Origin of the sequence: Microcoleus sp. AT3-A2, from assembly GCF_036705685.1 — a bacterium.
GTDB lineage: Bacteria > Cyanobacteriota > Cyanobacteriia > Cyanobacteriales > Microcoleaceae > Microcoleus.
Window position 1 is genome coordinate 69,071 of record NZ_JAUBVF010000020.1, and the last position, 22,426, is coordinate 91,496.

General features: G+C 45.8%; 20 protein-coding genes. 10 read left to right on the plus strand and 10 right to left on the minus strand.

Annotated elements, in window-relative coordinates:
• Nucleotides 1-53: 53 nt before the first annotated feature.
• Complete coding sequence (locus QUB37_RS13915; RefSeq protein WP_333162843.1) at nucleotides 54-1,538, minus strand: ATP-binding protein; 1,485 nt, start codon at nucleotides 1,536-1,538, stop codon at nucleotides 54-56.
• Nucleotides 1,539-2,968: 1,430 nt separating this feature from the next.
• Between QUB37_RS13915 and QUB37_RS13920 the strand changes: the two genes are divergently transcribed.
• Together QUB37_RS13920 and QUB37_RS13925 are read left to right on the plus strand one after the other, a co-directional pair.
• A complete protein-coding gene (locus QUB37_RS13920; RefSeq protein WP_333162845.1) occupies nucleotides 2,969-3,367 on the plus strand; it encodes a DUF4342 domain-containing protein in 399 nt (132 codons plus the stop codon).
• 583 nt (nucleotides 3,368-3,950) lie between these two features.
• The gene (locus QUB37_RS13925; protein ID WP_333162847.1) at nucleotides 3,951-4,793 is read left to right on the plus strand and encodes a hypothetical protein; all 843 of its coding nucleotides are present in this window, start codon (nucleotides 3,951-3,953) and stop codon (nucleotides 4,791-4,793) included.
• A gap of 226 nt (nucleotides 4,794-5,019) precedes the next feature.
• On the opposite strand, the gene QUB37_RS13930 is transcribed toward QUB37_RS13925, so the two are convergent.
• From QUB37_RS13930 to QUB37_RS13945, 4 genes are all read right to left on the minus strand, one after another.
• Nucleotides 5,020-6,405, minus strand: a complete 1,386-nt coding sequence (locus tag QUB37_RS13930) for a hypothetical protein (RefSeq protein WP_333162849.1) — start codon at nucleotides 6,403-6,405, stop codon at nucleotides 5,020-5,022.
• Nucleotides 6,406-6,798: 393 nt separating this feature from the next.
• Complete coding sequence (locus tag QUB37_RS13935; protein ID WP_333162851.1) at nucleotides 6,799-6,945, minus strand: hypothetical protein; 147 nt, start codon at nucleotides 6,943-6,945, stop codon at nucleotides 6,799-6,801.
• A 271-nt stretch (nucleotides 6,946-7,216) separates the two neighbouring features.
• Nucleotides 7,217-8,746, minus strand: coding sequence for a YifB family Mg chelatase-like AAA ATPase (locus QUB37_RS13940; RefSeq protein WP_333162853.1), 1,530 nt, complete (start codon nucleotides 8,744-8,746; stop codon nucleotides 7,217-7,219).
• A 58-nt stretch (nucleotides 8,747-8,804) separates the two neighbouring features.
• Nucleotides 8,805-8,987, minus strand: coding sequence for a hypothetical protein (locus QUB37_RS13945; RefSeq protein WP_333160752.1), 183 nt, complete (start codon nucleotides 8,985-8,987; stop codon nucleotides 8,805-8,807).
• Between QUB37_RS13945 and QUB37_RS13950 the strand changes: the two genes are divergently transcribed.
• From QUB37_RS13950 to lnt, 3 genes are all read left to right on the plus strand, one after another.
• Complete coding sequence (locus QUB37_RS13950) at nucleotides 8,986-9,333, plus strand: histidine triad nucleotide-binding protein (RefSeq protein ID WP_333162855.1); 348 nt, start codon at nucleotides 8,986-8,988, stop codon at nucleotides 9,331-9,333. The two genes, QUB37_RS13945 and QUB37_RS13950, sit on opposite strands and share 2 nt — an antisense overlap.
• Before the next feature lie 545 nt (nucleotides 9,334-9,878).
• Complete coding sequence (gene psbA / locus QUB37_RS13955) at nucleotides 9,879-10,961, plus strand: photosystem II q(b) protein (RefSeq protein WP_333102764.1); 1,083 nt, start codon at nucleotides 9,879-9,881, stop codon at nucleotides 10,959-10,961.
• 335 nt (nucleotides 10,962-11,296) lie between these two features.
• Nucleotides 11,297-13,069: an apolipoprotein N-acyltransferase gene (gene lnt, locus QUB37_RS13960; RefSeq protein WP_333162890.1), complete on the plus strand. Its 1,773-nt coding sequence runs from the start codon at nucleotides 11,297-11,299 to the stop codon at nucleotides 13,067-13,069.
• Between the two features lie 67 nt (nucleotides 13,070-13,136).
• Here the strand turns inward: lnt and QUB37_RS13965 are convergent, their stop codons facing one another.
• Nucleotides 13,137-14,042 (minus strand): bestrophin family ion channel, encoded by a 906-nt coding sequence (locus QUB37_RS13965; RefSeq protein WP_333162857.1) that lies wholly within the window; start codon nucleotides 14,040-14,042, stop codon nucleotides 13,137-13,139.
• 370 nt (nucleotides 14,043-14,412) lie between these two features.
• Here QUB37_RS13965 and recJ point away from each other — a divergent pair, with 370 nt between their 5' ends.
• On the plus strand, nucleotides 14,413-16,509 hold the full coding sequence (gene recJ, locus QUB37_RS13970) for a single-stranded-DNA-specific exonuclease RecJ (RefSeq protein ID WP_333162859.1): 2,097 nt from the start codon (nucleotides 14,413-14,415) through the stop codon (nucleotides 16,507-16,509).
• Nucleotides 16,510-16,630: 121 nt separating this feature from the next.
• Here the strand turns inward: recJ and psb30 are convergent, their stop codons facing one another.
• Nucleotides 16,631-16,771 carry a photosystem II reaction center protein Ycf12/Psb30 gene (gene psb30, locus QUB37_RS13975; RefSeq protein WP_015175616.1) on the minus strand — a complete coding sequence of 47 codons (141 nt, stop codon included), beginning with the start codon at nucleotides 16,769-16,771 and terminating at the stop codon, nucleotides 16,631-16,633.
• A gap of 346 nt (nucleotides 16,772-17,117) precedes the next feature.
• Here psb30 and QUB37_RS13980 point away from each other — a divergent pair, with 346 nt between their 5' ends.
• The 3 genes from QUB37_RS13980 to QUB37_RS13990 all read left to right on the plus strand — a co-directional run bounded on the left by QUB37_RS13980 (nucleotide 17,118) and on the right by QUB37_RS13990 (nucleotide 18,526).
• A complete protein-coding gene (locus QUB37_RS13980; protein ID WP_333162862.1) occupies nucleotides 17,118-17,486 on the plus strand; it encodes a YkgJ family cysteine cluster protein in 369 nt (122 codons plus the stop codon).
• A gap of 172 nt (nucleotides 17,487-17,658) precedes the next feature.
• Nucleotides 17,659-17,982 (plus strand): hypothetical protein, encoded by a 324-nt coding sequence (locus QUB37_RS13985; RefSeq protein ID WP_333162864.1) that lies wholly within the window; start codon nucleotides 17,659-17,661, stop codon nucleotides 17,980-17,982.
• A gap of 256 nt (nucleotides 17,983-18,238) precedes the next feature.
• Nucleotides 18,239-18,526, plus strand: coding sequence for a YggT family protein (locus tag QUB37_RS13990; protein WP_333162866.1), 288 nt, complete (start codon nucleotides 18,239-18,241; stop codon nucleotides 18,524-18,526).
• A 224-nt stretch (nucleotides 18,527-18,750) separates the two neighbouring features.
• Here QUB37_RS13990 and QUB37_RS13995 read toward each other — a convergent pair whose 3' ends face one another.
• From QUB37_RS13995 to QUB37_RS14005, 3 genes are all read right to left on the minus strand, one after another.
• Nucleotides 18,751-19,182, minus strand: coding sequence for a hypothetical protein (locus tag QUB37_RS13995; protein WP_015175619.1), 432 nt, complete (start codon nucleotides 19,180-19,182; stop codon nucleotides 18,751-18,753).
• A 62-nt stretch (nucleotides 19,183-19,244) separates the two neighbouring features.
• The gene (locus QUB37_RS14000; RefSeq protein ID WP_333162868.1) at nucleotides 19,245-20,264 is read right to left on the minus strand and encodes a shikimate dehydrogenase; all 1,020 of its coding nucleotides are present in this window, start codon (nucleotides 20,262-20,264) and stop codon (nucleotides 19,245-19,247) included.
• Nucleotides 20,265-20,427: 163 nt separating this feature from the next.
• Entirely contained in the window at nucleotides 20,428-21,792 is a 1,365-nt protein-coding gene (locus tag QUB37_RS14005) for a P-loop NTPase fold protein (protein WP_333162870.1), read from the minus strand.
• Between the two features lie 351 nt (nucleotides 21,793-22,143).
• On the opposite strand from QUB37_RS14005, the gene QUB37_RS14010 reads away from it, so the two are divergent.
• Complete coding sequence (locus tag QUB37_RS14010) at nucleotides 22,144-22,371, plus strand: hypothetical protein (protein WP_333162872.1); 228 nt, start codon at nucleotides 22,144-22,146, stop codon at nucleotides 22,369-22,371.
• Nucleotides 22,372-22,426: the final 55 nt, after the last annotated feature.

Here is a 22,426-nt window from a genome sequence, read left to right on the forward strand (position 1 = left end):
TACATCCGTTACATCCGTCGAGCGAATCCGTTGCCGAACTTTCTTCTGCTATATCACGCAAAGGGAGGCAAAATCTGTGCTAGGGAAGACTGTTGAAGTGGAATTTCGATCGCAAATTCTGCTCCTTTTCCCAGTTCCGAAAAACACTTCAATGCGCCGCCGTGTTGGTTCACAACAATTTCATAGCTAATCGACAGTCCCAAACCCGTTCCTTGACCGACCGGCTTAGTAGAAAAGAAAGGGTCAAACAACCGCTTCCGAACATCTTCTGTCATCCCCGGGCCGTTGTCAGAAATTTTAATTATTACCTTTTTTTTATCAATTAACTCGGTGCGAATCCGAATCGTAGGAATCAGGCAGGTAGACTTATAAACTGATGATTTAGTCTTTGTACAAGACTGATTTTGCTCGCATGATTGCGACTTTTTCGCGCTTTTATTATCGACATTTTCGTGTTTATTAGACTCAACAAGAGCGTAAATTGCATTAAGTAAAATATTCATAAATACCTGATTGAGCTGTCCGGGATAGCACTGCACCAGCGGCAAGTCGCTGTATTCTTTGTGAATTTCGATCGCCTCGTGCCCCGGTTTCCCTTTAAGCTGGCTTTGCAACAGCATAATCGTGTTGTTGATACCGTCGTGAATGTTGACCTGCTTCATTTCAGCTTCGTCTAATCTGCAAAAATTCCGCAGCGACAAAACGATGTCGCGCACTCTTTCTGCACCTTGCTGCATAGAATTTAAGACTTTCGGCAAGTCTTCTAGCACATAATCGAGTTCGATTTTTTCTGCTTCCGCTTCAATTGCTGCGATGGGTTCGGGACAGTGCTTTTGGTAGATGTCGAGCATCCGCATTAAACCTTGCGTGTACTCTTTAGCGTGGTGCAAATTGCTGTAGATAAAGCCGATCGGATTGTTGATTTCGTGAGCTACTCCTGCTACTAACTGCCCCAAAGAAGACATTTTCTCCGTTTGAATTAGTTGAGTTTGAGTGCGCTGAAGTTCCAGCAGGGCAAGTTCGAGCTGTTGGGCTTGATGTCTCAATTGTGCTTGCGACTCGCGCATCGCCACGGTTGATAACTCGTGAATTTGCAACTGAGAAAGCAGTAGTTGGTGTACGTCTAAAAGTTTGTAAATTTCCGGTTCTACTTGTACTACAATTGGTTCGTGGATTAGTTCGGGCGATCGCTCCAAAGACTGCCGCACTGCCGTCATAATTGAGGTTTCGCGATCGAGAACCAACATATCAGTTTTAGTAAAGCGGTAGAGTATGAACAAAGGCTGTTGAGAAAATAACTCCAAGCTGTAGGGGCGGCTCATATGTTCAAAATAACGCCGCCGCGAAATCATCCCTATAAACTTTCCTTGCTGAGTGATGATGATGCCCGGAACTAAAGGGTTTGCTTGAAAAATTTTAGCAACTTCGTCCCCCAGACACTCAGATTCTAGGAGAAAGTCGTACAGGGTTAATTCCTGTAGAGTCGATCGCAAACCAAGCGGCGATTTTAGGGGACTCAACCCGTCAGTTTCATACACTGCTCCCTCCTTTGGTAATTGGCAGTTGCGGTTGGCTGCTGGAGTCTTGCCTACTATTTAGAAAGCCTTTTCAACTCTTTTTATAGCTTAGTCATCAACTTTCCTCTGCTCCCTCAAATCAGTTAATTCAGCAGGATTATTTTTTGCCTTAAATCGTGCTGGTGTCCCCCGAAACGATATTGCAGGTGAGATTGATTTAACAGCAGACACCCCTTTGAAATCTGACTATGTATTGAATTTTATATATCCAAGATTTTACTAATCCGAATATAACAGTCATAACTATTTTTAATGTTTGATGACATTAATTTGGTTCAGATGGATAGACATCTGCGACCTGTGGCAGTACATTTCGTATTGCCCCTTGCGTAAAATTATATTACAATAAGACAAGAATAGCGACAAATCTGCAGCCGATCGCCCGATTTTAAAATTCAGGCAAAACAGGTTCCCGGCAATTGCCAATAAATCTCAATTGTCAGTTTTTTTGCACAAATGCCGATCGCACTCAACCCGAAGATTGTATTGTAGGTAGTCTCCGAGCTAGGGACAGCCGATTGCGAGCAATTTGTCAAGTTCGGCAGCTTATACTTTAGCCACATCGAGGCTCCAAAGCTTCACCGACGAAATTTTTCTGGGCAGATGCTAAAGTTGTGCGATCGCCACTAAAACTCACATTCCACACATCCGCTTAATGTGCCTTAAAAATTTGCATAAAAGTACCATCTGGCTGCCAACTTGATATTTAAATTCTCTCGCTGGCAAATCCGATACGGAGAATCAAGAGGAAGCAGAAAGAAATAATTCTAATTTACCCGACTTTTCCCCAACTTCAACTTCACTTTGAGGAAATTGGTTTGGTTATGATAATATTTCGATCATTATTATTTCTCCTCCCCCTTGATTTTAGGCAATTCTCATTAGAAACTCTAAGATGTTGATTTGAGGAACCTCCGGGGGTCGGGTTTGATTTGGCGATCGCACTGATCTAAATTGAAATAACATTTGAGGAAAGTAAGCAACGGTTTCCATGTGCGGTTTCCCGAACGAGAGGTGGTAATTGTATACACGGCGGGACGATCGTACTTTCAGTACAATGTCAGTATTTCAACCTGTACACCTGTTGAGCCTGAGTCTCTGAGAGTGTGAAAGTCGCTCTCATCCTTTCGTTGTCTGGATTTGAAGTTTTTCAAGGATTAGGCGGTGCGAGGGTTAGAAGCAGACAGTTAACTAAACGGCACAAGGAGAAAGGGACAGATGGGATAAGCCCAAAAGCGAGAGAGTGAGGGAATTTTCATCATCATACCTTCTGAAAATCACGACAGCAGCAGCAAGATCACCCAAAAGAATGATTGATTCAAAAAAAGTTGCGTGTTATATTTCAATATAATTCTATACAAAAATACTTTTACCTAAAAGGAGAACAAAAAATGGACACACCTACAGAACGCCTACAAGAACCAGTCGGGACAAGAGAACTCGAATCAATACCTGTATCTGAAAAAGTTTCTGCCGACAAAATGAGTGAGGTTAATTTTGAAACGACTCCTTTAGAAACCCCTACTTATACTCAGGAAAAAGTTAGCGTCGAGGAGTTGAAGATTAACGGCGACGATTTGGTTGCTAAAGTTAAAGAACTGATGCACGAAGGCCATATCCGCCGCATCATTATCAAAAATGAAGAGGGACGGATCTTGGTAGAAGTTCCTCTGACGGTGGGAGTAGTCGGCGGAGTCATCGGTGCGGCGTTGTTTCCAGTCATTGCAGCAATAGGAGCGATAGGTGCATTAGTCGCTCACCTTACCATCATCATTGAAAGAACCGAGTAAAAAAAACTCAGTTGTCAGTAATGCTGATGTCCGGTTAATTTCCTGTAATAAAGCTTGTTTGTAGTGAGTACGACTATCCTCTGTTGATGGATGAGAAAAAACTTGGCTTTATTACTAAAAACTTAATTGTGGCTATCTAATCGGACTTAAACACATTTCAAGCACAAACCGGCTTTATAAATATAGCAATCCTTGCAGCAGTCGTAATTTTTTTTACGACTCCTGCAAAGGATTGCTATATGCTTGCACAGCAAACATTATAAATAACTCATTTAGCGGGTATTCTTTGTTGAAGTCGGGCTCATCCTATTCCTTTGAGGAGTTGGGGAATCACTCTGAGGGTAGAGCCTGGTTAATACCTTAACGAGTTAGATTCGATACAGATGAAGGAAAAGCCAAAAGTTCTCTAAACTCCCTAAGCAGAAAGCTGTTAAGCACTTAAACTGGGTATGACCAAAACGCCAAATGCTTACACATGAATCTTGCCTGAATCTTGACAATGCTGAACAGCTTAGCTCAAGTTTTCCAACCAGAGCATCTCCTACAGACAAATATTTTTTGAATAGTTGTGGCGAAGATAATTATGAAACCTAACGAAGAAAATAGTTCTAGCCGTGAAATTCATCAAGAAGTTCACACAGATGCAAGTAACGGTCACGTCAGTACGACGCGAACTACTACAAGTGTTCCGAGTACAACTGCGAAGGCTTCTAAAGAAGCAGCTCATCACCAAGGTTATGTACAGGGTGAAATGGCCGAAAACAACCGCCAAGTTGGAGTCCAAGAAGTCCGCGATAATGAGAATGCTGGTCGCGGGTTACTGTTAGGGATTCTTCTTACTTCTTTGGTAGGCTTAGTTCTGGGCACTGTATATTACTTCAATCGGGGTGAGGAGGCTCCTACTCCTGCTTCTGCTCCTGTGATTGTTGTACCGAAAGCGAATCAGCCTTCAGCAACACCAGCTCCGACTCGGACTATAGAGAGAGAAAAAACGATCATTCAAAAGATTGTTCCGGTTCCGGTTCAACCAAGTCCAGCTCAAAACGCTACGCCTGCTCCTCAACCAAGTCCAGCTCAACAGGCAACTCCGGCTCCTCAAGCAAATCCGTCTCCCAATATCAATATTACAATTCCCAATTCACAGCAGCAAGATGCACCCGCTCAGGAAGCAGCGCCGTCTCCATCTTCGCCGTCAAATAATACCAATACTACGGTTCCGACTCCGCAGAATGAGCCAGCTTCGACTCCGCCAACTCCAGCATCTGAGAGTTCAGCTACTCCACCCCCAACTCAGGGTGAGGGCGCTCCAGGAGCAGGTACCAGCGGCGAAACTAATACCGAAAGCCGGAGCGATTCTAATCCTACAGATACGGCTGTACCTGAGAACAAATCCGGCGCAGAGGGTGCGACTGGTTCACCGCAATAGAAGTTGGATGTCGAATTAGTCCGCCAGGGGTTCAAACCCCTGACTCATAGCTAAAGTCCTTGAAAGCTGATATCTAGCACCATTCTCAATTAGCCTTTTAGGAACAAGCTTTCGGGCCTGTTAAGCGAGAATGGTGCAACAATCTCAGACTAACCGGACATTGTGGCTCAACTCAAGAAACCTGGTGTCTGCGATGGAAAACGTTTTAAGATTGTGCCAACCTATCCTAAGAAACTGTTTGGTGAACTAATTTAACTTTCCCTAAAGCCGTCTTCCTGCTGTCAAAGAGTTTCATCACCCCGGAGGAGATGGTCTCGATGACATCGGGAGAACAATAAGACAGAAACTCTTCCGAGGAAATATGACCGGCAAAAAACTCTTGAGCTTTCTTCAAAAAGTTTTCAGTTTCAGCAAAGCCGATAGATTTGATAATAAACGTAGCTACGGGAGAGTTTTTAATATCATAGGGAGATTCTTGATTTCTTCCAATTGCTAACAAATTTAAAACCTCTTTTTCCAACTGAGTGTCTAATGGGTAGGCGATCTGCTTGTTGGGCAAGTAATCCTCCAAAACCGAGGTCTTAAATCCGGGTGCGCGCAATTCTCCCATCATAGTAGAAAGCGGAATATCGCGCCCCAATCGGTAGGAAAGAGCTTCTAAAATGGCGATGGTAATTAGCTTGATACCCAGATAAAGTTTAGCAACTTCGATATTTTTGCGAGTTCGGGCAATCAGGTTAGCGTAGGTTTCATCGTCCGGCTCTTGCATAAACTGCTGGAAAACCAGTTCGGGTTTGAGGAAGTTCAAAAATCCTTCCATTTTTTGCAGAGACCTGCGATATCCGGCAACAGTATAGGAATTAACATTGCTCAATTCGTGGTTAGTTTCTGGCATCAAATTCCAGGTATTGTCTAAGAAATTAGAGGAATTTGGAGATGCAAAATTCTCGACATCTCTATTTGCTAACCTGACAGAACGCTTGACAATTTCTACGGTTTGGGCATCGCTCCATCCGAAGTTAAAATCGCGATTTATACTTACCAAACGCTGGTACAAAAGTTCGATCGCGCTCAAACCGCTGGGCGAAACGGGACGAAAAGGAATAGTAGCTTCGATGCAAGCTGTAATCTCAGCGATCGTACTAGCTGGCAAAAAAGGCTCCAAAGATTTGCCCGCAATAACGGCACTCAAAAATTCGTTTTGGCCGCCAAACGGAGAGAGAGCCTTGCCGGGAATAAACCCAAAGACTGAGGCCACTAGGTGATACATGGCATCGTCGGGCAGTTCGGTTTCATCTCTAATAACTAACTGCGATCGCACTTCTTTGACAAATGGACAAAGGGCGCTACTAATATTGAAACTAACGCCCTGATCGACTTGCACGTACACGAGGTCGTGAAACAGCGCAGCCAGCACCTCGATCGGATCGACTGACCCTCCGACCTCAAAAATGTGTTCCGACGTGTGAAAGTAGCGCCAAGGCCCTCTCATCGTTTGAATGATTAGCTCAGCTATCTGCTCCAGCTTTGGAATGTCTACTCGACCTCCCAATTGCTCGATCGAGCTTACCAAGCAATCCAAGCACCGTTTTTGTTCTGCCAAAAGCTCCATTTACACACCTCCAGTGCATTCCCTGATTGTCTTGCGCTTGATTGCATGGTATCAAAACGCGCTGCGATCGTGCCATGATTTGTCACTCAAAAATTTCAAATTTTAGGGGGAAACAGGGAGAGGGGGCGAGGGAAAGAGGAAGAGGGAGGAAGAACGAGGGAGAGGGAGGGAGAGGGAGAGCGAGAAATTAAATATTAAAAATTCGGCCGTTGTGGAGATTCGGGCAACTTGGGCGATCGGTATCATAAATTACAGTAAAAATGACAAAAAGTGGGTAAAAACTTGATGAATTTTAGATGAAATTATCAGGGGTTTTTGACAAAAGCTGTGGGTGGGTGGCATTGACACCAGCTTCAAGCTGCGGTGGTATAAATACTGCGTCCTGCCTCAGAATTAAGATTCGTAGACGTGCTGATAAACCTCTTGATATTGGGGCTGATACACTTCAGTTGAGTAGCTTTCGGGAAATCTATCTAAAGCTTCCTCGATCGCCACTTTAACTGCTGCCTTGGTTTGCTGTCGCCTCCCCCACTCTAACACTAACAGAAGTTACACAACTGTCACCAGTGATCCTGGCACCATGCAGCACAAAATCAGACAATAAACATGGGAAAATCGGGGCGTTTCAGTGGCTCAATTAAATAATTGGACAACATCAATCCAGCTTAAATACCCCCTTAATTCCTTAGTCCCCCTCTGCTGGGACTTCGTATGTTTAGAAGTGATTTAAATCCCCGAATCAACTGTTAAAGACCCAACTTCTTTAAGAATTCGGCGATCGGGGTATGGTGTCTTTGGAGACGTTGCTGACTTACTGCATCCGATCGATCGTCCGATACTGCACCGCCTCGGCCACATGATTCGTTTTCAAGCTTTCATCCCCCGACAAATCAGCAATAGTTCTAGCAACCTTCAAAATGCGATCGCTAGCCCTTGCCGAAAGCCCCAACTTCCGAATCGCCATCTCCAATAAATTCCGAGAAGCCTCATCCAACTGACACCATTTGTTAATGTGACTGCTTTGCATCTCCGCATTACAGCGCACACTAGATTCCGACTGAAAACGGCGAGTTGCGAGCTCTCGCGCCCGCTGCACCCTCACCCGCACCGGTTCCGACTCCTCTCCCGTCGGCTGTCGCGTAATTTCCTCGGGTTTCAAACGATTAACTGCCACTTGTAAATCGATCCGATCCATCAAAGGCCCCGAAAGCTTGGCCCAATATTGCTCCCTCTTTTGCGGCGAACAAGTACACTGTTGAATCGAATCGCCGTAATAACCGCAAGCGCAAGGATTCGTACTAGCAACTAAAGTGAATTGCGCCGGAAACATCACCGATTGTCTAGTTCGAGAAATAGTCACATACCCATCTTCCAGCGGTTGTCGCAAAAACTCCAAAACATCTCTTTTAAACTCAGTTAATTCATCGAGAAAAAGTATGCCGCGATGTGCTAAAGAAATTTCACCCGGACGCGGAAAACTGCCGCCACCTACCAAAGAAGGGCCGGATGCCGAATGGTGAGGACTGCGAAAAGGTCGATCGCCCACCAAGCTTCCCTTATCCTTCAATAACCCAGCCACCGAATGAATTTGAGTCACATCTAAAGCTTCCTCAAAAGTCAGTGGCGGCAAAATACCCGGCAAACGCCTCGCCAACATAGTCTTACCGCTCCCTGGCGGCCCCACAAAAATTAAATTGTGTCCCCCCGCCGCCGCAATTTCCAAAGCCCGCCGCGCGTGAATTTGCCCCTTTACATCCTTTAAATCTAGACCCGAAAATCGCGTTTTCGCTAACTCTTCTTTACCGTTTACTTCTACAGGCGAATAAACTTCAGGATTGTTCAAAAAATCAGTAACTGCAAAAATGTTCTCAAAACCATAAACAGATATTCCGTGCACCAAAGCCGCTTCTTGCGCGTTACCAGCCGGTACAACTAATCCTGAAATACCCATTTTTTGAGCAGCAGCGGCGATCGGCAAAACCCCAGCCACAGGCCGCAAACTCCCATCTAAAGAAAGTTCCCCTAAAAACAAATAATCTCCCAAAAGTTGACCGCTGACTTGTTCCGATGCTGCTAAAATGCCAATGGCGATCGGCAAATCAAAACTCGGCCCCTCCTTTCGCAAATCCGCTGGAGTCAAATTAATCACAATACTCCGCATCGGAAAAGCATATCCCGAATTTTTTAGCGTAGCCTTAACTCTTTCTTTAGCTTCCTGCACCGCAGAATCTGGCAACCCCACAACCACAATTTTCGGTAGCCCGCCTGACACATCAGCCTCAACACCAACCTTTACCGCGTCAATTCCAACGATCGATGCACTCCAAACCCTAGCAAGCATTTTTCTTTATCCTTAATTTGCCTGTCCCTGATTCATCATCTATTATGATTAACAATGACTAATGAATATCGGAAGAGGCAAGAAAAACTTTTCCTTGCCTCTTCTTTTTCTCCTCTTCCCTCTCTCCTGCTGAGTCTTCCCTCTTCCCTCTTCCCCTTCTCCCTTCCCACTTGGGTCTTCCCTCTTCCCACTTCCCACTTGGGTCTTCTTCCCTCTTCCTTCTTCCTTCGTTAACACCCATGACAACTCAAGAAACGCTTTTCAGCAAAATTATCCGCAAAGAGATTCCGGCAGACATCGTTTATGAAGACGACTTGGCCCTCGCGTTCAGAGATATCCATCCGCAAGCACCCGTCCACATCCTCGTCATTCCCAAACAGCCTATTGCCAAATTAGCCGATGCCGAGTCGCAAGATCACGCTCTCATGGGACACCTGCTGCTGACTGTCAAGCGCGTAGCAGAACAACTCGGACTTAGCAACGGCTATCGCGTCGTCATTAATAGCGGCAGCGACGGCGGCCAAACTGTAGACCACCTGCACCTTCACATTCTCGGCGGTAGGCAGATGAAGTGGCCCCCAGGCTAAAGCCTAATTTTTACGCAGAACTTACGGACTCATCCTCAGAAACCCGGTTGATTTCTATTGCCCAGCGCTTCAGAAACCGGGTTTCTTTTTTCGTCAATAAACCTGGTGGATTGGATCTTGTTGAGAATGCAGCCCGCACTAGAAACCCGGTTTTCAGTATTCTCCCGATACAAACTTACCCTCGCAGAATCCACCGATGATATGTAAATAAATATTAAAAATCATCTCTTCACGACCTAATTAACAGATATTTAAATAGAAAGAGAATCGACCTGAACAAAAATAATTTGCTCGAACTGCTGAACCAAGCTACAGACAATAGATTCAGTTCTTCTGACCGCTGTATTTAACCAGTTTGGTGTGTAATTTTACTTTGTAAAATAATACAAATATTTACTAATAATCAAGTTTTTGTAAAAGTTTGTAAAATTTTTGAATTGTCAGCAGTAATCCCTTGGCAAACTTTAGTGAATGGTGTTACTAATATAAGCGTGGGGCATTCCCACAACGAACTTTGAAAATTCAATTAAGCCATCATAAACCAAATGACAACAACCGTACAGCGTCGCGAAAGCGGCAACGTTTGGGAACGGTTCTGCGAGTGGGTAACTAGCACCGAGAACCGCATTTACATCGGTTGGTTCGGCGTCTTGATGATTCCCACCTTGCTCAGCGCCACCATCTGCTACATCATCGCCTTCATCGCTGCTCCTCCAGTGGACATCGACGGCATCCGCGAACCCGTTGCAGGTTCATTGATGTACGGCAACAACATCATTACTGGTGCAGTTGTTCCTTCATCGAATGCGATCGGGCTTCACTTCTATCCCATCTGGGAAGCAGCTTCCCTCGATGAATGGTTGTACAACGGCGGCCCCTACCAATTGGTAGTATTTCACTTCCTGATTGGCATTTTCTGCTACATGGGTCGTGAATGGGAACTGTCCTACCGCTTAGGTATGCGTCCTTGGATCTGCGTCGCTTACTCTGCACCAGTTGCAGCAGCCACCGCAGTATTCTTGATTTACCCGATCGGACAAGGCAGCTTTTCTGACGGTATGCCCTTGGGTATCTCCGGCACATTCAACTTCATGATCGTGTTCCAAGCCGAGCACAACATCCTGATGCACCCCTTCCATATGTTGGGAGTTGCTGGTGTCTTCGGCGGTGCTCTGTTCTCCGCCATGCACGGTTCTCTTGTTACCTCTAGCTTGGTTCGCGAAACAACCGAAACTGAATCTTTGAACTACGGTTACAAATTCGGTCAAGAAGAAGAAACCTACAACATCGTTGCAGCCCACGGCTACTTCGGTCGTTTGATTTTCCAATACGCGAGCTTTAACAACAGCCGTTCTTTGCACTTCTTGTTAGGTGCATGGCCAGTTGTCGGTATCTGGTTTACCTCTTTGGGTATCTCCACGATGGCTTTCAACTTGAACGGTTTCAACTTCAACCAATCGATTATCGACTCGCAAGGTCGTGTGATCAACACTTGGGCTGATGTCATTAACCGCGCTAACTTGGGTATGGAAGTAATGCACGAGCGCAACGCTCACAACTTCCCCCTCGACTTGGCTGCTGGTGAAACAACTCCTGTAGCTTTGGTTGCTCCTTCTATCAACGGCTAAATTTAGCTTTTGATTAACAAAAAGCGCTCCTAGAAATAGGGGCGCTTTTTGTTTTGGCAAGTAGAATTTGATAGATTTCCTTCTGTTAAATCCGTTAAATCCGTTAAATTCCAATACGGTTCAGTTAAAACTATTTATTGCTCAGAGATCCCCCTAAATCCCCCTTAAGAAGGGGGACTTTGAGTAAGTTCTTGTCCCCCCCTTTTTAAGGGGGGCTAGGGGGGATCGAGCTTAACTGAACCGTATTGCGTTAAATTCCATACACTGCGCCTTGGCGAACTTCCCGATCGATCTGATATATTAATTAAGAATTATTATTTTTGGCAATCATCAAAGTGGCGATATTTAACAGGCACAAATTTGAAAAACTCGCGGTTCATAAATCAAAAACATTAGCCTGGGCGATCGCATTTTTTAGCGGCATTTTGATGGCATTGACAACCGCACCAGTAAATGCTTGGCTATTGGCTTGGGTAGCATTAGCTCCCCTGTGGGTTTTGGTTGTCAGTTATCAAAAGCCAAAAATAGAAGAACAAAAACAAAAATTTCTCTTTCTTCCTTCTTTCCTCAACATCCATCCGTTACATCCGTTACAGAATCCGTTGCCGAACTTCCTTCTTCCTTCACTCTGGGGAATTGGCTATCACGGATTAGCTTTATCTTGGATTATGGGAATTCACCCGATGACTTGGTTGGGAGTTCCTTGGTGGCCGAGTTTGGCGATCGCACTTTTTTGCTGGGCATTCATCACCCTCTGGGGAGCCGCCTTAGTCGCCGTTTGGGCGTGGCTATTTGTAATTCTCAAGTCCCTCACTTTACCCGGCAAAAATCCTCTTCTTATTCTCAACTCCCTCACTTTACCCGGCAAAAATTCTCTTCTTAACTCCCCCCCTTTACAAGGGGGGGCTGGGGGGGGTAAAGCTCAACTTTTAGCATTAACTCGCGTTTTAATTGGCACAGCTTTGTGGTGTGCCTTAGAAAGTATTTGGAGTACAGGTTCGCTGTGGTGGACATCCCTATCATATACGCAAAGCCCGCACAATTTAGCAATATTGCACCTCGGTCAACTCTCCGGCCCCAGCGCAGTAACAGCCGCTATTGTAGCAGTAAATGGCTTAATCGCAGAAGCTTTTATTGAAGGAAGAAGGAAGAAGGAAGAAGGAAGAAGGAAGAATTGGATTGCTTATATTTTGCCTGCTAGTTTGTGTGTAGTTTTGCATATTGCAGGATGGAGTTTATACAATCGCCCTTTGAATCAAGAAGCCGCAACTGCTTTAAAAATTGGCATTATTCAAGGCAATATTCCTAACGAGATTAAGTTTGATTCAGGGGGTTGGGGGCGCGCTTTGGAAGGTTACACCAGTGGATACAAAGAGTTAGCCGACAGGAAAGTCGATGCTGTGTTAATTCCAGAGACGGCTTTGCCTTTTATCTGGACAAATGAGTATCAACGTTCTACTCTTTCGTTTTACAAAGCTATTCTCGAACGCGGCGTTGTCGCTTGGGTGGGAGGATTCGGACAGCAAGATAATAGTATCACTAACAGCTTATTGGCGATCGATCGCACAGGAGAAATTGTCGGCCGCTACGATAAACTAAAGCTAGTGCCTTTAGGCGAATATATCCCTTTTTACGAAATTTTAGGCGGGATTATTAATCGGCTTTCTCCCTTAGATGCTCATTTAGTACCCGGCAATTCTCAACAATTGTTTGATACGCCATTTGGTCGCGCCATTGTTGGAATTTGTTACGATTCAGCCTTTGCTGAAAATTTCCGATATCAGGCGGCGAATGGAGGCGAATTTATGATCACCGCTTCCAACAATGCCCATTACAAACCGCCAATGTTGGCTCAACATCATGCTCTCGATGTGATGCGGGCAATTGAAACTGATAGATGGGCAGCTATCGCAACTAATACGGGTTACTCTGCATTTGTAAATCCTCGCGGCGAGACGGTTTGGAAGTCTGGAATTAATACCTATGAAGTCCGAGATGCTACTATTTATCGGCGGCAAACTCGGACTTTGTACGTGCGGTGGGGAGATTGGCTGATGCCTGTATTGTTAGTATGGGCTGGGTTAATGCGGTTGATTGTTAGAAATTAACCAGTAGGTTATACCATTTTAGATTTTCGATTGGTATCTAAAATCTAAAATCTAAAATGGAATGACTCTACTTATCTTTCACCTGTTCGTGAACGCTAGGAGATAAAGAAATTAAATCGTCGATATTGCGCTGCATCGCAGCACAAATATTGTCTAAAGGCAAATCATTGGCATCGTGCCCGAAGGGATTTTCTATTTCAATGCCGATTTCTTCGATGCCGAACAAAGTAAAACTAATTAAAGCCACAACTAAGCCAGTTCCCCAAGTCAAATCTTTCACCATTTGAAAGGGCAGTGCCAAACAGTAAAGCAACAATAGTTGTTTCAGGTGAATCGCGTAAGCCAAAGGGATAGGCGTCTTCAAAATCCGCTCGCAGCCTCCTAATACATCTATCATAGAATTGAGCAACTGATTCATAGCAGTTAACTGATAGACATCCAGGCAATTGCGCTCGTACTGCTCGTGCATATAATCCTCAATCCAAAAGGCAATTTCTAGGGGCGGATTGTTCATTGATTTGAGCTTTTGGTACTGCGCTGGCGACATTAACGGCTCCAACTCTGGATTGACTGATTGTTGCCGCAAGTGCAGTTTCATCGCCACTGCAAAGGCAGGTAACAGGCGCAGGGCTGACTTTTTGAGTTCTATATCCTTCGGGTCTTTTTCCTCAATGGCTACCCAGATTTGGCGCGCTAAATTGCGGACATTATTGACTAAAGTTCCCCAAGCTTTTCGACCTTCCCAAAATCTTTCGTAGGCTGTATTTGTCCGAAAAACTAACAGTAAACCCAGGACAATACTCGGTACAATACTCGATAAAATGGGCATGGAAACAGGCAACTTAAAAAAGTGCAGCACGGAAATAAAAACTCCAAAGCTGCCGCACAGCAAAACGCGGGGCAAAATTGAGGGAATGACAGACCCCCGAACCTGTAATGCAATTTTAAACCAAGGCGGTCGATCGCCACTCATGCAAGTCTCCTCATTAAATTAAATTAGCCCCGCCCTAGCGCGGGCAGCGCAAATGCCTGGTAAACTTAGTTCTTTGGCTGTCACCAGTCGATTGGAGATTCGAGATTTTAGATTGGCTCCACAGATAAATCTGGAGGGTTTGAACTTAGGTCTAAAATTTTTGGTCTCTACGACTGCTGTCAGCGCTTGTATCCCTATTTGGGTGGGGTGAGAGCTTCCAAAAAAAGCTTTCCTACAAACAACCTTTGGATTTTACCCAAAAAACTCATCTTTACGCTCAATCTAAAACCTAAAATCTAAAATCTACAATTGATTCACGGAGGAACTTAATTCGGTAAGATTAACTATGTATCTTTAAACCTCAGCTTCCGTGCAAGAGCTACCGACATCTGTGCCCCCGCATTTTCACCGATTGCCAAACCAACGGTGGCAAATTTATTCGCCTCAACCACAGCAAGCCGAACAGTTTGCCACTGAAATCGGTTTGTCGCCCTTGCTGGCACAGGTACTGATTAACCGGGGCATCGATTCTCTGAAAGAAGTGCAAGGGTTTATCGAACCGGAATCTCTGGTTTTGCCCGCGCCAACCGATGAGTTTCCAGATTTGGCTGCGAGTGTCAAATTGTTGCGGGAGGCGATTTCGGGAGGGCAAAAAATTGCTATTTGCGGCGACTACGATGCTGACGGGATGACGAGCACGGCTTTGTTGCTGCGCGCTCTCAGGGCTCTGGGCGCGAATGTGGATTATGCTATTCCCAGCCGGATGCGAGAAGGTTATGGGATTAACGATCGCATTGTAGAAGAATTTCACTCGGAAGGTGTGGCTCTCATTCTCACGGTTGACAACGGAATTGCAGCCTACGGCCCGGTTGCTAGAGCGCGAGAACTGGGTGTCAAAGTTATTATTACAGACCACCACGACTTGCCGCCAAAACTGCCGCCTGCCGATGCTATTCTCAACCCGAAATTAATCGCGGAATCTTCCCCTTATCGCGGTTTAGCTGGCGTAGGCGTTGCTTATGTTTTGGCTATTACTTTGGCTCAGGATATGCAGAAAGTTGGGGGATTAGTGAATCCACTGCTGGAGTTATTTACGTTGGGAACTATTGCGGATTTAGCGCCTTTGACTGGGGTTAATCGGCGCTGGGTAAAGCGGGGTTTGCGGCTGTTGCCTCACTCGCAATTGGCGGGTATTCAGGCTTTGATTCAGGTGGCGGGAGTGCAGCCGGGAAGTGCGGAAAGTTTACCTCTTCTGAATTCAAAAAGCCAACCTAGCAATACGTTAAAGCCTGAAGATATTGGTTTTCGGCTTGGGCCCCGGATTAATGCTGTGGGGCGGCTGGCTGACCCTCAAATTGTGATAGAGTTGCTGACTACGGACGATCGCGAATTAGCTCTCAAAAACGCGATGCAGTGCGAACAAATCAATCAGCGCCGGCAGGAGTTGTGCCAGGAAATTGAGCAGGAAGCCATTGCTTGGTGCGAGGAAAGTGATCTCGACTTGCAGCAAGAACGAGTTTTAGTTGTCGTGCAACCCGGTTGGCACCACGGGGTGATCGGGATTGTGGCGTCTCGGTTGGTGGAACGCTACGGCGTACCTGTGTTTATTGGTACTTTTGAGGATGAGGCTGGCGAAAACGAGGCTGTAGAGACGGTAGCCCATAAAATTGTTCGGGGTTCGGCGAGGGGAATTCCTGAGTTTAATGTATTTGACGGGCTGAATTTTTGCGCGGATTTATTAACTAAATTTGGCGGGCACAAAGCGGCGGGCGGTTTTTCTATGCCGGCTGATAATCTAGAACAATTCCGCAATCAACTGTCAATTTTTGCAAATCAATGTTTGCAGCCGGAACACCTAAAACCGCTGGTTTCAGTTGACGTGCGAGCGGATTTGGCTGAGATTAACCTCGACCTTTACCGACAAATTGATGCTCTGGAACCTTGCGGGATTGAAAATAAGGCTCCTGTATTTTGGACACCTAATGTTTGCATAACTGAACAGAAAATTGTGGGTAAAGGAGGTCACGTTAAACTAACTGCAACTCAAGATGGAAATGTATCGGCTAGTGTGAAGGCGATTGCTTGGCGTTGGGGGGAATATTTTCCTTTGCCTCGGCGGGTTGATATTGCTTACCGATTGCGGGAAAATAGTTTTAATGGCAAGACATCGGTGGAGTTAGAATTGTTGGGTGTCCGGTTGCCCGCAAGTGTTGCTAGTTCCAGGTCGCCGATGTTCGGAAAAGTTGAGTTTGATTATTGCGATCGCACTTATTCTTGCAGTCTGTCTCCCGCCGGTTCGATCGAGGAATTGAGAATTCGCAACTCTCAAGGGCAAGTTTTGGCTGTTGCACCCGGACAAAACATCGGTTTGTTAGGTAACTCCCGCAAAGATGCTAGAGAAGTCGATGTATCTCTACCTTTTTTTGAGAATTTGATTCAAACTGCTAAACACGCCCTTGGTATTTGATAAGTCGCTATTTGATAAGAAAGCTCGTGCTGCTGGGAAAATTGGCGATCGAGCGTTGTGAATTTTGAATAATTTAAAACTCAAAACTCCCAACTCTTGATCGCCCCGGAGCGTGCTATAATTACAGGTCGCCGCCTTTAGCTGCCAAGAGAAAAATCACGATCGGGCCAGAAAGCACGACGGCTGCGAGTAAAGCTACCTGAACAATGAGTTGGTAGTCTACACCACCCAGACCACTGAAAAGATCGGTTATAAAGTCCATTTGTCCTCCTGACTGTAGTGATTAAGTCTAGATTGTTGAATTAGAAAATCCGCTTCTGATTTTACCGGGCGATCGACCATATTTTTTAAGGAACTTTACAAAATTCAACAAAATGTAAACTACGATCGACCTCTCAGTCACAGGAAACCAGGGACTTGATGCCCCTTCCCGGAAACTCCCCCCAATCTCAAATCTCAAATCTCAAATCGAACCCCCTTTCGGGATATCCGTCTCCGGCGGGCCCTGGCAATTGATATACTTTAAGAGCCCCAATTTCCTAAAGTTTGGCATTTTCCACACAATGCTCCGAATCTAAAATCTAAAATCTAAAATCTAAAATCAAACTATGGCTACTTGGCGTTGCGTAAAGCAGTGCGGTGCTTGTTGTTACCTCGACCCAACAGAGCGCCCTGACTTAGACGAGTATTTATCTGAAGACGAATTAGCGGTCTATTTGAGCTTAGTCGGAGATGACGGTTGGTGTATAAATTTTGACAAAACCACCAGAGAATGCGGAATTTATGCCGATCGACCGCGCTTTTGTCGGGTAGACTCAGAGGTGTTTCAGGATATGTACGGCGTTGAGCCGACTGAATTGAACGATTTCGCTATCGAGTGCTGCTTGGAACACATTGAAGATCTTTATGGCGATCGATCTTTGGAAATGATCCGCTTTAACTCGGAAGTCGGAATTCTCGCCTTACCTGGCAACTAACCGGCTTGATGCCCCTTTGGGCTTTTGTCCCTCCGGCTCATTTTCCCGATCGCCCTCTCAATTCTTTAATCAAAAGTCTAAAATCTAAAATCGAACGATCGTCTGCCGCTTTCTCACCGGGAGAGTGTCAAAATAAACAAATCAAAGAAATATCGCGCAGTTGAGTTGATCCATGAGCAATCGAGAGGGTTTTACAGGGGGATTTATTGCCGGAGCCGCAGTTGGCGGCTTGGTGGGTGCAGTTTTGGGCGCGGTGCTGTCGCGGCGCGCTGCTGAAGCTTTGCTGAGTGAACCTTCAGAAGCAAAGACAAGAAAGATCCGCCAGAGGAAAGCCAGTCAACTCGAAGCCGACAGCATGGAAGTAGCAAGGCTGAGTTTAGAAGATAAAATTGCCCAGCTAAATCAGGCAATAGATGACGTGCGGCTGCAACTCGGCGACGTAAACGGCAACGCGCCGGCGTCGGGCGGCGAGGGTTCGATCGCCCAAGACTCCTGAATCCATTTAAAATTTTAGATTAGTCTGGCAGATCGATGCGGGCGATCGGTCAACAGTCGCACATTTCTCTCTTCATCTTTCCAGCTAAAAGGGGGAGACAGAAGGAACAAGGAACAACAAAAACGCTCCCCCTCTCCCCATCTAAGCCTCTCCCTCCTCTGTCACTCCCCCCACTCCCACTCCCCCCACTCCTCCAGCTATGCTAAACTCACAGTTAAAGTGTCTGTAAACTTTACTCAAACTACAAGCAAAATTTATGAGTTCTTCAATAGGCCTTTTGGCAACCACGCTGTCCACATTTCTGCAAATCTATGTAGCCCTGATGATTATTCGGGTGCTGTTAAGCTGGTTCCCTAACATCAATTGGTACGACCCCCCGTTTTCGATTTTGAGTCAGTTAACAGATCCTTACCTCAATCTATTCCGCTCGATTATCCCCCCCTTGGGAGGGATTGACTTTTCACCACTGATTGCGTTTTTTGTACTTCAGTTCGGAGCGGAATTCTTGATCGGTCTTTTGACCAGCTTGCAAACATCCTTGTAGTTTGAAAAGCTTAAGTTTTTAAGCATCGAGCGTAAATTGTTTGGCCGACCTAGCTGCCGGCAACTAAATTTTAGATTTGACATTTTTAGATTAACTCCCCGGTTGAAAAGCTGGGGAGTTAATCGTAAATTAGAAATGAGAAATTGCCGGCCACTCAACAATCGAAAATCGAAAACTGCATCGCAATTTCACCGGCAGCCAACCCAAAATCTCCAAGAGTTTCGTTAACGGCGAACCACGCCAGTAAAACCTGTAGCTTTAAATTGCTTGAGTTTCAAAGGTGTTCGTTGATTGGCTGCAACGGAAATTCTGAGCTGAAAATCGCTAACTCCCGGAGGAACTTCTTCTATAGAACCCAAGCGAGTGCGGTTTTGCATCACCGGATTGTCGTCGGCATCATAAATGCGGCCGAAAATATCGGCATTGACAACTGGTTTGCCGGTGCTATTTTCAGCTTTCCCAGTAATCAAAAAGCAGTTAGCTTCCATAGAACTGCCGCTGGTGACTGTTCCTTCTCCCATTTCTGCCGGACATTCGCGATAAGAAAGGTCGGAAAGTTTAATCTGTGTCAGAGCCCAAGCAGGTGGAGTGAATACCAAACTAAAAATTCCGATTAGGCAAGTAGCAAAAAAAAGGCTGATAGCTCGAAATTTCATAAATGGCGGGGCAAGTATATTTTAATTCTCAGCTTAGCGCGAATTCAGTTGTAAATTGCTACTTAGCTTAAGCCTAAATGCTTCTGCAAGGCTTGGCGCATCACATCGACTGGGACGGATTCTTTATCCAGCCAAATTTTTAAGGCGGCTGCTCCTTGTTGAACTAGCATTTCGAGTCCGTCAATAGCTCGCGCTCCCCGAAGCTGTGCATCTTTGAGAAACTGGGTAGGATTCGGGGTGTAAATTAAATCATAGACGATCGCACCTGCTGAAATTCGATCGATCTCACCAGCGGCAACCGGCGACTTTTCCCCCTGCGGATACATCCCCACAGGCGTCGTGTTCACCAGCAAATCTGCCTGCGAGATTAAACTTGACAAATTATCCCAAGTATGCACCTGCAAATTCTGCACGGGCATTGGAGAATTGACCCAACTCTGCTGAAATTCCGCTAAATTTGATTCGCTGCGGCCGACAACGTGAATTTCTGCACATCTCAATTGAGCGCATCCAGCCACAACAGCTCTTGCCGCCCCGCCATTCCCCAAAATTACCGCTACTTTCTGACTCCAATCGGAACCCGCCCCTAGGGGGGTTGTTAAACCCGGAGATCCCCCTAAATCCCCCTTAAGAAGGGGGACTTTGAGTGAATTCTCCCCCCTTTGTAGGGGCGGTGCCCCCGTGCCCGCCCTGCGGGGGGGATCTGAATCTGATTGGAAAGTTTGAAAACCCCCCGTTTGCAGCGGCGCGAGAAAGCCTTCAACGTCAGTATTTGTGCCGCACCAACCTTTGTCACTCAGGTATACGGTATTGACTGCGCCGATCGCTCGGGCGATCGGGGAAACTTCCGACAGCAGCGGTAAGATGGCTTGTTTGTGGGGAATCGTGATGCTAAATCCCCGAACGCCGATCGCCGCAAATCCTGCAAGAGCAGCTTTTAAATCCTCTGGTTTTACCGGAAACGGCAGGTAAACAAAATCGACTCCCAAGTGGGAAATAGCAGCATTGTGCATCGCCGGCGACAGAGAATGTTCGACGGGATGACCAATTACTCCCAACAGTTTAGTAGTGCCTTTAATCATTTTTGTTAGTTGACTGTTGACTGTTGACTGTTAACGGTTGACTGTTGAGTTTTGTTAGTTTTCGTACCAGATCCTGCTACAGTTGGGCCCTTATTCTTTAGTCGGCTAGGAGTGAACTTCGTGGGTTCAGAATCGATTTTCCTCGCCGAGTCACTGTCAACTGTCAACTCTCAACTGTTTCCCGAAACTCTTTGGCGTCAGCCAAAATCGGATTGACATCAAACCAGTAATCCTCGCCGTAACGGTATTCAAACACCCAGAGACTCCGCAGCAATATTTGGTATTTAGTTTCCCCGTTCACAGTTTTGGTAGCGGATACTTGGCGCAGCAATTGCCACTCATCCGGTTCGATCGCCAAAGTAAGCTGGTGGCGGCGCTGGACGATCACATTTTCCAAAGTTTCCCGCGACAGAGGAGGGTCTTGCTTCTGCAGACAGCCATACAGTAGTTGCAGCAAATTGCGGACATGACCACCGCTGACTCGACACAGGCGATCGAGAGTTTCCGCAGAGTCGAAAACTTTGCCCACCAAAGCATAGCGCTGCGAAGGCTGCACTGTGGGAAAAGCCCGCGCCAGAACCATCTGACGCAGCAATTCCAGACCCTCAGAGCACTCAGAACCGTCGCTAAACTGCACCGGCACCATCGGCAAAACCTTCGGATCTACCCCAAAGCGATTGGTCAACTGACCCAAATCGTTAGAGAAAATCAGCACCAAAGGAATTGTATACACGACGTGGCAATTTAGTCTTGCCAATTGTTCGCCGCGATCGACAAACAGGTATTCCGGCTGAAGCCGCCCCGTCGGTTTCGTGCACAGGTGTATGCGATCGAGATTGTCGATAATTACTACAAGTCCTTGTTTCCCTTGGCGTTTGAGTTCTTGATTAGCCGGCTCCAGCAACTCCTTATTCAGTACATCTAAAATTACGTTAGTTCGCGGCTCCAAATATTGCCTCAACTCCGATCGCAGATTCGGAGCATCTTTCGCCTTAGCAGTAATTTTGCCAATTCCCAACGCCAGAGAAAATTCTCCCTCCGTGCTGGCATTTATTTCCCCAAAACCCGGAACATTAGCTTCCGCGCTCAAGTCTATTTGAGTTTGAAAAACATCAGCAATCCCTTTAAGCAAAGCTTTAAAACCCGTCGGTTGCAGCTTAATTTTCATTTTCTCGATGCTTTCGCTCACCTGACGAGCAACGCTCAACAAAATGTCAGTGATATCTACATCTGCCATGTCTAAGTCTTTACTCGACTCAAAATAAACAACATGAAATCCTTGTTGCTGCAATTGAGCTTGCAGCCGCAGCAATTCTGTTGATTTACCAGAGCCGATGTGACCGGTGAATAGTTGACAGGTAGGTGCATCGGGGGACAGACGGCTGATGGTACGCTCCAATTGTTCGACGATTGTGCCACCCCGCACTGAAGAGAAATCGATATAGTATTGTCGGTCTTGTTGATTTGCTACTGCCAGGGTGTAGCTGGGATTGCAGGCGCTATAAAATTTCTGTAAATTTAGTTCCATACCCTGTTCGCTCAAAACTACATTATGCCCTAATAGCTTATTCGTTTCGCTACTTGACTAATCAGAACAAGTGGTTCGTTTATTCTGCTGTTTTATTTTGCGGTCAATATCTTGATGTAGCTCATACAATTTTAGATTTGAGATTGGGAATGGCTCATCACTATTGCGCTTTATATCTGACCTAGCGTGGTATTTTTTGGGGAAATTTTTATCATAATAGGCGCTAACCAATTATACCTAATTTTTGCCCACAGGGAATGAAGGGAAGTCACTAATACCCGATAACTAGGCAATCGATCTGTCTGTGCCACGATTTTGTATATTGAAATAAACGACGAAGAGTGGGCGATAATGTTCTCGCGTCAAAGTGGCTATTTGAGTACGGTTAACCGAATAGATAAAGGGCGGGAACTTGCACCCGCCCCGATGCGGTTATCAAGTCAAGATCAACTCAAATCTCAAACCTCAAATCAAATTGCAGCAGCAAATCCAGTGGCAAATTTAAAACTGTTGGCTGCACCGATTCAGCAGATTTGGCACCGAGCAAAAACCGATACTTGCGAAGGACAACAGTCGTAGAGAGATCAAGATTTTAGGCTCTTCTTCAAGGTCAGAGATTCATCTGTGGAGTAAA